Origin of the sequence: Secundilactobacillus silagincola, from assembly GCF_002583405.1 — a bacterium.
In the GTDB taxonomy this organism is placed as follows: Bacteria; Bacillota; Bacilli; order Lactobacillales; family Lactobacillaceae; genus Secundilactobacillus; species Secundilactobacillus silagincola.
Genome location: NZ_BCMJ01000004.1, coordinates 15,624 through 29,660, shown reverse-complemented (window position 1 = coordinate 29,660; position 14,037 = coordinate 15,624). Strand labels below are relative to the sequence as shown.

The 14,037-nt window shown below is 44.5% G+C and carries 12 protein-coding genes; all 12 read left to right on the top strand.

What is annotated here, in order from left to right:
* Positions 1-176 precede the first annotated feature (176 nt).
* Positions 177-857: a ribose-5-phosphate isomerase RpiA gene (rpiA, locus tag CES82_RS05845; protein WP_098824425.1), complete on the top strand. Its 681-nt coding sequence runs from the start codon at positions 177-179 to the stop codon at positions 855-857.
* 1,376 nt (positions 858-2,233) lie between these two features.
* On the top strand, positions 2,234-3,487 hold the full coding sequence (locus tag CES82_RS05840; RefSeq protein ID WP_098824819.1) for a NupC/NupG family nucleoside CNT transporter: 1,254 nt from the start codon (positions 2,234-2,236) through the stop codon (positions 3,485-3,487).
* Positions 3,488-3,680: 193 nt separating this feature from the next.
* Positions 3,681-4,991, top strand: coding sequence for an NCS2 family permease (locus CES82_RS05835; protein ID WP_098824423.1), 1,311 nt, complete (start codon positions 3,681-3,683; stop codon positions 4,989-4,991).
* Positions 4,992-5,020: 29 nt separating this feature from the next.
* Positions 5,021-5,935 carry a ribonucleoside hydrolase RihC gene (gene rihC, locus CES82_RS05830; protein ID WP_098824421.1) on the top strand — a complete coding sequence of 305 codons (915 nt, stop codon included), beginning with the start codon at positions 5,021-5,023 and terminating at the stop codon, positions 5,933-5,935.
* Between the two features lie 863 nt (positions 5,936-6,798).
* On the top strand, positions 6,799-7,527 hold the full coding sequence (gene rsmG / locus CES82_RS05825; RefSeq protein WP_098824419.1) for a 16S rRNA (guanine(527)-N(7))-methyltransferase RsmG: 729 nt from the start codon (positions 6,799-6,801) through the stop codon (positions 7,525-7,527).
* A gap of 21 nt (positions 7,528-7,548) precedes the next feature.
* Positions 7,549-8,373 carry a nucleoid occlusion protein gene (noc, locus tag CES82_RS05820; protein ID WP_098824417.1) on the top strand — a complete coding sequence of 275 codons (825 nt, stop codon included), beginning with the start codon at positions 7,549-7,551 and terminating at the stop codon, positions 8,371-8,373.
* Between the two features lie 17 nt (positions 8,374-8,390).
* Entirely contained in the window at positions 8,391-9,164 is a 774-nt protein-coding gene (locus CES82_RS05815; protein ID WP_098824415.1) for a ParA family protein, read from the top strand.
* A complete protein-coding gene (locus CES82_RS05810; RefSeq protein ID WP_098824413.1) occupies positions 9,148-10,029 on the top strand; it encodes a ParB/RepB/Spo0J family partition protein in 882 nt (293 codons plus the stop codon). The genes CES82_RS05815 and CES82_RS05810 overlap by 17 nt, the downstream gene beginning before the upstream one ends.
* Positions 10,030-10,039: 10 nt before the next feature.
* The gene (locus CES82_RS05805) at positions 10,040-10,231 is read left to right on the top strand and encodes a DUF951 domain-containing protein (RefSeq protein ID WP_089108022.1); all 192 of its coding nucleotides are present in this window, start codon (positions 10,040-10,042) and stop codon (positions 10,229-10,231) included.
* A 22-nt stretch (positions 10,232-10,253) separates the two neighbouring features.
* Positions 10,254-11,354 carry a redox-regulated ATPase YchF gene (ychF, locus tag CES82_RS05800; protein WP_098824411.1) on the top strand — a complete coding sequence of 367 codons (1,101 nt, stop codon included), beginning with the start codon at positions 10,254-10,256 and terminating at the stop codon, positions 11,352-11,354.
* A 223-nt stretch (positions 11,355-11,577) separates the two neighbouring features.
* Positions 11,578-12,354, top strand: a complete 777-nt coding sequence (locus tag CES82_RS05795; RefSeq protein WP_098824410.1) for a DUF1129 family protein — start codon at positions 11,578-11,580, stop codon at positions 12,352-12,354.
* 291 nt (positions 12,355-12,645) lie between these two features.
* On the top strand, positions 12,646-13,785 hold the full coding sequence (gene guaB / locus CES82_RS05790; RefSeq protein WP_098824408.1) for an IMP dehydrogenase: 1,140 nt from the start codon (positions 12,646-12,648) through the stop codon (positions 13,783-13,785).
* Positions 13,786-14,037 lie beyond the last annotated feature (252 nt).

The window sequence follows — 14,037 nt, the reverse complement described above, 5'->3', positions numbered from 1 at the left end:
GTTGAGGTGTTTCAACGAATTTTGCAAATAGGACCCCGGCACCATTTCTGAGCATTCGGAGATGGTGTCGGGGTTTCTTGTGGTCACTTGGTCCTTGACCGTCCTCTAACAAACGCATAGAATAACATCTGGAATTCAAGTTAATAAAATCGTTTTACTAACTCAGGAGGATACGTATGAAGACTCAAGATGAACTTAAAAAAATTGCCGGATATAAGGCTGCTGAATTGGTGGAAGATGGTATGACTGTCGGCCTCGGTACTGGTAGTACAGTGCGTTACTTATTAGACGCGCTAGGTGAACGTATCAAGAAGGACGGCGTGCACTTTACCGGTGTCCCAACCTCTAATCGGACGGCTGAATATGGTCGGAAGCTTGGTATGGAAATTAAATCGCTGGATGACGTTGATACCATTGACATTACCATCGATGGTGCGGATGAAGTTGATCCCCAAATCAACGGTATTAAGGGTGGTGGCGGTGCCCAGACGTGGGAAAAACTGGTTGCCACTAATTCTAAGGAATGCGCTTGGATCGTTGACGAAAGCAAAGTCGTCGATCAATTGGGCAAGTTCCCGCTTCCCGTTGAAGTCCTGGCATACGGCCATCATCAGCTGGTTAAGCGGTTGGCTGACTTGGGCTACAAGCCGGAAGTTCGTCAAAAAGATGGCAAGCTTTTCCGGACGGATGAGGGCAACATTATCGTTGACCTGCATTTGGATAAAATCGCGGCTCCTTACGATTTGGCTGACGAATTGAGCAATATGACTGGCGTTGTTGAACATGGATTGTTCTTGGACATGACCAAGACGGTGGTTATTGGTACCCAAGATGGTGCAGTTGTTAAAACAAAATAAGCAGTGAAAAAACGGGTAAGCACGATTGCTGTCCCGACAAGATTTTAAGCAGCTCAACGGCTGGTCAATGACGACTGGCCGTTGGGCTGTTTGCTTTAATAGCGGGAATTACAGCCAATAAATTGTGCTCAACCGACCCCACAAAATTCCCCTAAAAAAGTTCGAACATTTTTGTTGTAACCGGTTACATTTCATGTTATTATATAACCGTGGAAGAGATAAGAAGCCGGTACCAGGACGTTTCTAAGTTGTAAAGTTTTACCGATTATGAATTGATCCCGTTTTGTAGATCGAAGTAAATGATTGGCAACAAACAGCAAAGACGTTTGGTTCCAACTGTTTAAGGCTTCAGAAGTAAAGTTCGAATGTTTCATTAGTAACAAGTTTCACGAAGTATCTAGTTTCATCAAGCACCAATGTTTCAAAGCGAGAATTTCTAACGAACGCTAGCCACCTAAGGTTTTTGTTTCACCACTAACTGAATATGTGTCATATGCTTAGCGTTTCTGCTAAAACGTGCGAATGTCTTAGATGTAGTGATATTTTCTTAGGGGTTATAAAGGGTTCGAATGTGATGTAGGCTGGGTCTATACGATGGTTATGTAATAACCTTTGGAGTGTAGAGAGTTGAGTTCATGAGATTCAAAAAGTTTCATAGTGTCATCTCATCTAGTTAAACGGTAATTGAAACTGATATGTCATTGACAAGACTATTACGGCAGTTGACTAGAAATAAGTTTTTGAGGCGATAGATTATTAAATTAATGTTTACGAAGCGGGTAAGCTGGTTAAACGGTTTCGTCTCTTCCAACAAAGTTTCATAGGGGCTCAAGGGTGAAAGCAATCATTTCAACCTTGAGTCTAATTTTTTGGGGTCCATTTTCGATACTATTCTAGCAAGCATAATGGTATAATGTAATTCCTTGGCAGGGGCAACTTTGAGGGATAAATTCCCTTGTAAAAGGATTTACTAATCATTAGATGAATAGTAGATTCTTTTTTTATTGCCATTTTTGACATATCAAATAACGTCTATTAGTTGATACTCTGTGATTAGTTTCACTCATTGAGTTTTAACTTATGTAGATTTGCTACCTGGATTTATCGAAGGTGTATTTACGGAAACCCTAAAACAGGGTAAAATGGGCTTTGCTTACTTGTTTATTTCAAATAAGTGAGTGGTGGTTATTGCTGAAGCTGTGCCTGCGTGTCTGAAGATTTATGAAAGCGCTGAACTTTCTCGTTGCTAGTTGCGAAGTACGTGCCATTATTCTGAATTTAAGTAGCAAGCAACGATGTCAGTAAAAGCAGTTTTCTTAACGATTCAGCTACCCGGTGTATAGCAAAAATAAGAAAGAAGGTTTAGTTTAATGTCGATGTACTTAATCGTCAACATTATTGGGGTCATTGTTTATCTCGGGATCGCGTTCCTGTTCTCGAAGAGTAAGAAGACGATCAACTGGAAGTCAACTGCTATCGTCCTCGTGCTTAACCTGGTTATCGCTTGGATCTTGACTAGTTTTGCTTGGGGCCGTGATGCCGTTCAGGCTGCTGCCAACGGATTCAACTGGTTAGTTCAAGTGGCTTATCAAGGTATCGTCTTTGCCTTACCTAACTGGGTAACGCCACAATTTGGTGGGACTGCTAAGTCGATGAACTTTATTACCAGTTCACTGCTACCTATCCTGCTGATTGTACCAATGTTTGATATCTTAACTTACATTGGTTTCTTACCTTGGATCATCAAGTGGATCGGCCGCGGTTTATCAGCTATTACTGGTCAACCAAAGTTCGAATCATTCTTCTCAGTTGAGATGATGTTCCTTGGTAACACTGAAGCATTGGCTGTTTCACGTCTTCAAATCCAATCAATGCGTGCAGAACGTAACGTCACGTTGGCTATGATGTCGATGTCATGTATCACTGCTTCCATTGTGGGTGCTTATACCCAGATGGTTCCTGGTAACTACGTTCTGACTGCGATTCCGTTGAACATCTTAAACGCTATTATCGTTACTAACATTTTGAACCCTGTATCGGTTAAGCCAGAAGAAGACACCATTGCTAAAATCGGTGGCGGTTCTGCTGCTGAAGAAGCCGAAATGGACGATGGTAAGAAAGAACCATTCTTCTCATTCTTGGGTGATTCAATCTTAGGTGCCGGCCGTTTGATCTTGATCATTGCCGCTAACGTTATCGCCTTCGTTGCCTTAGCTGGTTTGATCGATAAGCTGTTAGGCTTGATCAACCCATGGCTGTCACTTGAACACATCTTGGGTATCATCATGTTCCCATTTGCATGGTTGATGGGTTTGAACGTCAACGACGCATTCCAATTTGCTCAATACATGGGGACGAAGTTAGTCACTAACGAATTCGTTGTTATGGGTAAGATTGCCCCAACGATTCATGATGTTGCTAAATACGGTGCCCATTATCAAGCACAATTGACAGTCTTCTTGACTTCATTTGCTAACTTCAGTACGACTGGTATGATTATCGGTGCCTTCAAGGGCTTGGCTGACAAAGAATCCAACTCTTTGATTTCTAAGAACGTTGGTTACATGTTATTGTCAGGTATCTTGGTTTCACTCTTATCTGCTGGTATCGTGGGCTTATTTGTTTGGTAATCACCACTTACGCATAAGTCGATTAATTAAGTTTTAAAACCACGAATAGCCCAGATCGAGTAATCTTTTCGGTCTGGGCTGTTGTGGCCTAGGGTGTCGAAACTGGCGAATGCCAGCTGAAACCCATCGTTTGGAATAACGATGCAACCCCGATCACAACCGTCTCAACGACGAAAGGATAGGGATTATTTACATGAAACAAACGCAACAACTTGAAGCAAAGAACGGGATGTCATTACGACAGGTATGGCAGAATAAGACGCTGCTGAAGCAAGAAATTATTGCGGGGCTGACTGGCTTCTTTGCCATTTCGTACATTATTATTGTGAATCCAGTGATTCTAAAAGATGCTGGGATTCCCACGGACCTTAGCGTTTTTGCGACAATCATCAGTTCAGTTATCGGCTGTTTGATCATGGGCTTCTTCGCTAATGCGCCAGTGATTTTAACACCTGGTATGGGCGTTAATGCCTTCTTTACCTACACGATTTGTGCCACCATGGGCATGTCTTGGCAGGTGGCGGTAGCTATTTCAATCGTTGCCAGCGCAATTTACGCGGTGGTGGCCTTTACGCCGCTAAGTTCAGTCTTAGCAGAGGCCATCCCCAGTTCATTGAAAAGCGGTATTACTGCCGGAATTGGGATGTTTCTGGTTGAGATTGGCTTGGAAAAGGCTGGCTTGATCGTTGCTGGCAAAAATTCGCTGATTGTGCTGGGTAATTTAACAGCACCAGCCACGTTACTGGCGATCTTTGGTATTTTGCTGAGTGTGATTTTATTTCTGCGGCAAGTTCCAGCTGGTTTTCTGATTGGTATCGTGGTTACCAGTGTCATCGGTGTCGTTTTAGGCATTCGTGATGAGCAGGGTGTCAGTGTTCATTTATCACGACTAGCTGATTACCACCAAATCCTGATGCACGGTGACTTTTCCAAGGCGTTAACGATTCCGTTTATCTTGGCCGCTTTCTCTATGACCATGATCCTCGTGTTTGAATCCATGGGGCTCTTGCAAGGAATCTTGCCGGATAACCGGAAGTTCAAACGGGCATTTCAAGCCAGTTCTGTTACGGCTTTGATTTCAGGCTTTCTGGGTACTAGCCCAACTGTGGCTGCTGCTGAGAGTGCTTCGGGAATCGAATCCGGTGGTCGAACTGGTGTGATGGCTATTACTGCCGGTATCCTGTTTGCCATTTCCACGTTCTTTGTTCCACTGTTGACGTACGTCCCACAGGCAGCCATTGCGCCGGTGATCATCATTACCGGTGCCATCATGATGGAGTCCATTGGCTCAATCGATATGCATGATTTTGCCGCCTGGTTTCCGGCGTTTCTGATTATTGTGCTGATTCCGCTAACCAACAGTATTTCAACGGGACTGGCATTCGGCTTCGTCTTCTACCCAATTTTACGATTGGCAAGTGGCGATGGCCGAAATGTTAGTCCAGCAATGTACGTTTTAGGCGGATTGTTTCTCATTGATTTGGTTTTAAGTGCTTTACTATAAGAAAAATTTTAGCATGGAGGCTAATTATTATGACAATCAAGATTATCATGGATACCGATCCTGGTATCGACGATGCAGCTGCAATTACCATGGCGATTAACGATGACAACATCGATTTGAAGCTAATCACAACTGTTGCCGGTAACGTGACGGTGGATAAGACCACGAAGAACGCGCTGAAATTAGTTCGTTTCTTCAACTCCGATATCCCAGTGGCAGCTGGTGCTAAGCAACCGCTGATCAAGCCATTCGAAGATGCCGCTCGGATCCATGGTGAATCAGGAATGCCCGGATATGACTTCCCAGAAGATTTACCAAAGCCAATGAACAAGAGTGCCGTTGAAGCACTCCGCGACGCCATCATGGCCAGTGATGAAAAGATTACGCTGGTGCCAACGGGTTCGTACACCAACATCGCCTTATTGTTCTCTGAATATCCAGAAGTGAAGGACAACATTGAACGAATCGTTGCTATGGGTGGCTCATTGGGCATGGGTAACATGACGAGTGCTGCTGAATTCAACGTCTTCACTGATCCTCACGCTGCCCGAATCGTTTACAATTCAGGTGTGCCAATCGTGATGGTTGGTTTGGATATTACCATGAAGGCTTTGTTAACTCATGAAAGTATCGAAAAATTACCAACGTTAAACGAAACTGGTAAGATGCTCCATGACATTATCATTCACGATGGTGATAACTCAGACAGCGGCATCGCAATGCACGATGTGAACACGATCTTCTATCTGCTTCATCCAGAAGCAATCACCACTAAAGAGATGTGGGTCGATGTTCAAACGGAAGGTCCAGCAATGGGCGAAACGGTTGGCGACATTCGCGGTGCCTACCACGACGGTAAGACTAACGCCTCTGTTTGTGTTGATATCGATGCAGCTGCCTTCAACAAGTGGTTCATCGAAGAAGTCACTAACATGTCAAAGTAAATTAATTTAGTTTATAACGCTGTTTATACCACTATACAAATGAACCGCCACAAGCTGTAAGGGGCTTGGGGCGGTTTATTTATTTTGGCTAGAAATTTGGTGGACTGTTTCCAATGATGGGAATTGTCTAGTATAATGAAAAAGTATGCGGACAGCTAAATAACGCTAGAACTTTCGCTCCACTTCAGGCGCTTGGGGCTGGAACGCGGTGGCTCGCTCCAGAGCTAATGCAACATGGCCCAAACGTGTTCCACGAGGCAGAGAGTTGCATATAAGTCACTTAGACCATAAACCCAAGTTCGGGGTTTTTGGTCTAAGCACCTTATACTCCACTCTCTTAACGCCTCGTTCCGCACTCTAGCCTCAAATGGATCTCCTCCGTCTCGCGTGATACTAGAAAGCAGCCAGGGCTTCGCCACTGTCAGCTTCCAAGTATCACCGACACCGCTGAGCCCCAGCGCCTTCCGTTCCGCTGATGTTGTGGGGACTTCTCTACAGAACCGTATTTGCGTCAGCAACGTTGTAGTTGTGTGGCCGAAAATCTACTCAGTAAATGCAGTGGAGTGTTCAGGATAAATCGTGGTGTCGATGACGTTAGCGAGCGTTCTTTGCTCGGTTACATCATCAGGTGACGGAGGAGATCCGCCCCGAGCGTAGCGAGGTGCTAGCTCCGGAGCGCCTGCACGACGAGTTATCCTGAACGTGGAACGAAATGAGCTAACAGCTTAGCATAAATTCCACATAAAAAAGTTCAAAATAGCCAGCAATAACCACGGTTAAGAGCTTGCGTACATACCATAATTAATGTAAAGTATACTAGAGCGTGAAACAAAGTGTTTCACAGAATGTCTTAGGAGATCTCAATGAATAACAGTCAATTTATTGCTGCCTTAAAAGCCCAAGGAATTACGGTTTCTGAGCAGCAAATGCAACAGTTCGACCAATATTTTAAAATTTTGGTCGAGACTAACCAGCATCTTAATTTAACAACTATCACCGAAAGAGGCGACGTTTATCTGAAGCATTTTTATGATTCAGTGACGCCCGCCTTTTATGTGCCAGAGCTACGTACTGAAAAACTGACCCTGTGCGATGTCGGTGCTGGGGCGGGATTCCCATCATTACCGATGAAGATCCTGTTTCCGCGACTGCAAGTCACCATCGTGGATTCCCTGAATAAGCGAATCAATTTTTTGAAGGATTTGATTGCTGATTTAGGCCTAACAGGTGTTAGTGTGTATCATGCACGGGCCGAGGAATTCGGCGGTAAACGATCAGAACATCGGGAAGCTTACGATGTGGTAACTGCGCGTGCAGTGGCTCGGATGAGTGTCTTGAGTGAACTCTGTTTACCATTAGTTAAACTGCACGGTCAGTTTATTGCTTTAAAGGCCCAGCAGACTGAAAACGAGCTGGCACATTCACAGTCGGCCATTGCAACATTAGGTGGCAAACTCAGCTTAGACCAATCATTTACCTTGCCTGAATCAGGGGACGAACGCCACATTGTGGTTATTGACAAGGTTAAACAAACGCCGAAGCGGTACCCGCGTAAGGCTGGAACGCCAAACAAAGAACCGCTGGGTGATTAGCTAGAAAGGGGGACGATTAGGATGGCGTTTTCGTTATTTGGTCATGATAAATCTAACCAGCAAAATAATGAAAGTATCAAACAGAAAGTCGTCATGGTACCGGTTGACGCAATTGTGCCAAACCGGTTTCAACCGCGTCACGTGTTTAATAAGCGCAGTATTGATGAATTGGCACAAACCATTTCGGATCATGGCTTACTGCAACCAATCGTCTTACGGGAGTACGAACCGCATCAATACGAAATTATTGCTGGGGAACGTCGCTACCGTGCAGTGAAATCATTGAATTGGCGTGAAGTTCCTTCAATTATTCAATCTTTATCCGATGATGAAACCGCATCGCTGGCACTGATTGAAAACTTGCAGCGGGAAGGCTTAACGCCCATCGAGGAGGCCCAGGCTTATCAAGCTTTGATGAAGCTTAATAAGCTGACGCAAAGCCAACTGGCCACTGAAGTCGGTAAAAGCCAATCGTTTATTGCTAACAAGCTGCGATTGCTGAAACTCAGTGACCCTGTTCAAGAAGCTATTATGAATGAGGAAATCAGTGAACGGCACGGACGAGCACTGTTGGCCGTAACGCCAAAACAGCAAGAAGAACTGCTAAAGCGAATCATTGCTGATCATTTGACAGTCCGTGATGCGGAGCGGCTAATTCAGCGTCACCGTGCTAAAGCTAAGCCGAAACCAAGAATCAAGTCCGTTTCAGCCGATACCCGGGTGGCCGTGAATACCATTAAGAAGTCCTTGAAGATGGTTAGCAATGCTGGTTTAAAAGTAAAAACAACGGAAGAAGATAATGACGATAGTTACCGAATTACTATCGACATCATGAAAAAATCATAAAGGAGTGACGAAAACCGATGGCAGATATAATTGCGCTTGCAAATCAAAAAGGCGGAGTCGGCAAAACGACGACTTCAGTGAACTTAGGCGCAGGACTGGCCAACCTTGGCAACCGGGTATTGTTAGTGGATATCGATGCACAGGGAAACGCAACCAGTGGGGTTGGTATTGCCAAGTCCTCCATTTCAAAAGATATTTACGATGTTTTAGTCAATGAAGAACCCATTACTGACGTGATTTTACATACGAGTCATAAAAATTTAGATATTGTGCCGGCAACCATTCAACTGTCAGGTGCTGAGATTGAGCTAACAAGTCAGATTGCTCGTGAGACTCGTTTACTGGATGCAGTTAAGACAATCCAAGACCAATATGACTTTATTTTAGTAGATTGTCCGCCTTCATTGGGGTTACTGACGATTAATGCTTTTACCGCCAGCAACTCGATCTTGATCCCTGTCCAAAGCGAGTATTATGCGTTGGAAGGGCTCAGTCAATTGTTGAATACGATCCAACTGGTTCGAAAACATTTCAATCCAAACCTGAAGATTGAAGGTGTTTTGCTGACGATGTACGATGCTCGTACTAATTTGGGACACCAGGTCAATGAAGAAGTGAAGAAATACTTTAAGGACAACGTTTACGAGACTATTATTCCGCGTAACGTTCGGTTATCTGAGGCTCCAAGCCACGGCTTGCCAATTATGGATTATGACCCTAAGTCAACTGGTGCAAAAGTTTATTCGCAACTCGCAAAGGAAGTGGCAGCTGCTCATGGCAAACAAAAATAATAAGGGGCTTGGACGCGGCATTGAAGCATTATTTGCGGATAATAGCGTTGACCCAGATGTAGAAACAGTGATCGATATCAAACTCGATCAGATCCGCCCAAATCCGTATCAGCCACGTCAAAAATTTGACCAGGCAGCGTTAAAGGATCTGGCAAAATCGATTCAAAAATCAGGTGTGTTCCAGCCCATCATTGTTCGCCAACCAGACCCAGAAGTTGCTCGATACGAGATTTTGGCTGGTGAACGACGGGTTCGTGCGTCTCGATTGATTAAGAACGAAACGATTCCAGCAATCGTCCGTGAAGTGACTGAACCCCAGATGATGGAAATCGCCGTCATGGAAAACTTGCAGCGTGAAGATCTCACACCGTTGGAAGAGGCTGAAGCCTACGAGATGCTGATGAGCAACTTAAACCTGACCCAGGCACAAGTTTCCTCACGGTTAGGCAAGAGTCGCCCATATATTGCTAACTATTTACGGTTACTGGGTCTGCCAAAGCAGGTCAAGGAGTTACTGCAAAAGAAGCGGCTTTCTATGGGACAAGCTCGGACATTGCTGTCATTGAAAGACCGTTCGCAGATGGTGAGCTTAGCTAACCGTGCGGCGGATGGGAAAATGACCGTGCGTGCTTTGGAGAGTGTTGTTAACAAGATGAACGGCCAAACAGCCGCTAAGCCGAAGAAGCGCATCAAGCAAAAATCACCATACTTGCGAGCAGGTGAAAACGTCCTTCAAGAAAAATTTGGGACTCAGGTCACCATCAGTGAGTCTAAAGAAGACGGTCAAGGTAAGATTGAAATCGAGTATATGTCAGATGATGACTTAAGCCGGATTCTGGATATTCTCGACGTTCATTTAGACTAGGAGGGATTCGATGTACGATTTAGGTGATTTAGTTGAAATGAAGAAGCCGCACCCATGTGGTGTTAACCGCTGGGAGATTATCCGGATGGGCGCTGATATTAAAATCAAGTGTACCGGATGCGGCCACATCGTGATGTTAAGTCGTCGCGAGTTTGAAAAAAAGCTGAAAAAGGTTTTAGAAAAGAAACCACAAACTGACTAAAAAGGAAGAGTGAGACTTTACTATGTCATTAACAGCAGGAATTGTCGGCTTACCAAACGTTGGTAAGTCAACCTTATTTAACGCGATTACTAAAGCAGGAGCCGAAATGGCTAACTATCCATTTGCCACCATTGACCCTAACGTCGGGATGGTTGAAGTCCCTGATTCACGGCTTGACCGGATTCAGGAATTGATCCCAGCTAAAAAAGTTGTTCCAACCACTTTTGAATTTACCGATATTGCGGGGATCGTTAAGGGTGCCAGCAAGGGTGAAGGTTTAGGTAACAAGTTCTTGGAAAACATTCGTCAAGTGGACGCTATCGTACACGTTGTACGGGCATTTGATGACGATAACATTACCCACGTTTCTGGTAAGATCGACCCAATCGACGATATTGAAACGATTAACCTGGAATTAGGTTTGTCAGATCTCGAAGCCGTTGATAAGCGCTTGGCTAAGGTTCAACGGGCCGCTAAAGGGAGCGACAAGGCAGCTAAGGCTGAATTGGCCGTTCTGGAAAGAATTAAACCAGTGCTAGAAGCTGGCAAGGGCGTTCGGACGATGGACTTTAACGAAGATGAAGCACCAATCGTGAAGGGCTTATTTCTGCTGACCAGCAAGCCAGTGCTCTACGTGGCTAACATTGCCGAAGATGACATGGCCGATCCAGAAAACTCGAAGTACTTCAAAGACATTGAAGCATACGCAGCTAAGGAAGGCGCACAAGCTATTGCTGTTGCTGCCGAAGCCGAAGAAGAAATTGCCGAATTAGACGATGACGAAAAAGCGGACTTCCTAGAAGCTGAAGGCGTGACGGAACCAGGCTTAAACCGCCTGATTCGTGCATCATACAAGTTGTTAGGTCTGGAAACCTTCTTCACTGCGGGTGGTAAGGAAACTAGAGCGTGGACTTTCAAAAAGGGCACTAAGGCACCACAAGCAGCCGGTATTATTCATTCGGACTTTGAGCGGGGCTTCATTCGTGCGGAAGTCATGGCTTTTGATGATTTGGATAAGCTCGAATCAGAAACAGCGGTGAAGGATGCCGGGAAGTTAAGAGTTGAAGGTAAGGATTATGTGATGCAGGATGGGGATATTGTGGAGTTTAGGTTCAACGTGTAAGAGTGTGGAAGCAAGCGTTTAAGGAGCGGCGTGTAAGCCAATGTCGGCAAAAATCCCGAACTTGGATTTATGTCGACATTGGCTTACACATAGCTCCTTGCTTGCTGGAACACGTTTCGGCTATGTAAAAGTAAAGAGTGTGAAAGCAATCTCTCTGCCTGTCGAAACACGTTTCGCCTACATTCAAATACCCCCCAGAAAAAACAAGCAAAAGGAGACCCAAATGAGCGAAAACGAGAACGATAAACGTAATGCTGGCGCGCAGCAACACAAACGTAACGCTGCTGTCCACCAGGATCGCAATAGCACGGTTAAAAACGAACATGAAGTTTTCGATAACATTGGTTTGACCAAGAGAAACGCAGACTATATGTTCAGATTCAACCAGGCGTTACAAGCGACTAAGCTAAGTACTGAAAAGAAAGCAGAGATCGTTAAAAACACCACAGCTGAATTGTTAGAAGGACAGAAAACTGGTAAAACTGCCAAAAATATGTATGGCGGTGACGTTAATGCGCATATTAAAGAAATTGTTGAAGGCCCCAAGCGTCCAGCTGGTGCCCCAGATCCATATTGGCCAAGTGCTTTGTATAATGGACTGAACTTCTTTACTATTTTCAGTTTTATGTTTGGTGTGATGTTCTTGATTACCCCTGCATCACAAAAGGCTAATCAACCAGTAGGTATCTTATCAATTCTTTTGTCGTCTGTTATTGCCGGGTTGGCACTTCCATTGATTCCACGGGTGTTCGACTCAAAACGGGAACACCGTTACGCACTCTGGATCCGTATCGTAGGTGCTGTTGCCTTTCTGATCGTTTGGTTAGGCCTGTTCTCAATGATGGCATTGTTACCAGGATATCTAAACCCAACAGTGGGTGCATGGCCAATGATTATTCTTGGTGTACTAGCCGGTTTGGCTTCATACTTAGTCAAACGTCAGTACAAGTTAACGCAAGGATTTTTTGGCGCTACACCTCAAAGTCGTACAAGACGTTAAAGCAAATTAAAATCAGTCTGATGATCAATCGACTAAGATCGGTCATCAGACTGATTTTAATTTTGAATGTGAAATTTACCAAATTCACTTGGTGGCGAACAAAATTCAGACAAATATTTAAATTGTTCCCAAATTGTTTCAAAATCAAGCTTAAAGTTCGTATTTTGAACTTTATTTGATTAGAATTCGAACTAAAATCTTACAAGTTAATGAGAATACTTGCATTTTCTGAAAGTCGCTGGTATATTACCAAACAATACCAAAAAAATTAATAAGGGAGCGTTCATTTCAATGACTACTAATTGGGATTCGAAGTTTCAAAAACAAGGGATTACTTTTGATGACGTATTACTTATACCTGCGGAAAGTCATGTGTTGCCAAACGAGGTCGATTTGAAGGTCCAGTTAGCTGATAATTTGAAATTAAACGTACCATTTCTCAGTGCCAGCATGGACACTGTAACGGAAGCACCAATGGCGATTGCCATGGCCAATAACGGTGGCCTGGGTGTCATTCACAAGAACATGTCCAAAGAAGCACAAGCTGGTGAAGTGGCTAAAGTTAAAGCTGTTGCTAGCGATAAGATTCGTGCTAACGCAGCGGTAGATGACCAAGGCCGTCTATTGGTTGCCGCAGCTGTTGGGGTGACTTCAGATACGTTTGAACGTGCTGAAGGCTTACTTGCTGCCGGTGCCGATGCTATTATTATTGATACTGCTCACGGTCATTCAGCTGGTGTTTTACGGAAGGTTGCTCAGATTCGTGACCAATTCCCAGATGCAACGTTGATTGCTGGAAATGTTGCGACTGGTTCAGGCACCCGCGCTTTATTCGAAGCCGGTGTTGACGTTGTGAAAGTTGGTATCGGTCCTGGTTCAATTTGTACCACTCGGGTCGTTGCCGGTGTTGGTGTTCCTCAACTGACTGCCATTTATGATGCCGCTGAAGTCGCTCAAGAATTCCACAAGCCAATCATTGCTGATGGCGGGATCAAGTACTCTGGCGATATCGTCAAGGCTTTAGCTGCCGGCGGTAACGCGGTTATGCTTGGTTCAATGCTTTCAGGAACTGATGAAGCACCTGGTGAAGTTTTTGAAGACAACGGTAAGAAGTACAAGACTTATCGTGGTATGGGTTCCTTAGCAGCCATGGAACACGGTTCAGCTGACCGTTACTTCCAAGGTGGCGTTAACGAAGCCAACAAGTTGGTGCCAGAAGGTATCGAAGCGCGTGTTGAATACAAGGGTAGCGTCGACGACATCATTTTCCAAATGGTCGGTGGCTTACGCTCAGGGATGGGTTACACCGGTTGTGAAACCGTCCAAGACCTCATCAACGATGCACAGTTTGTTCGGATTTCAAACGCCGGTTTAGTTGAATCACATCCACATGATGTTCAATTAACTAAAGCTGCACCTAACTACAAATAATTAACAGTTATAAGCTATTGAAGCCCGAGAGAGGCCGTTACCAAGACTTCTCTCTGGGCTTCTTTTTGTTTATTCTCGGAATCTGCTGTAAAATTTAATGAGAACCTTAAGTTAATTGATTAATAATGATTGCTGGCCTATCTTTTGGTAAGATAGACCTAAGCAAACGGGAAGGCTAAAGCCTACCGGCGCGCGCATGAATAAGTGACTGATAAGTCATTTTAATTGACCGAATTGGATTTATAAGGAGAA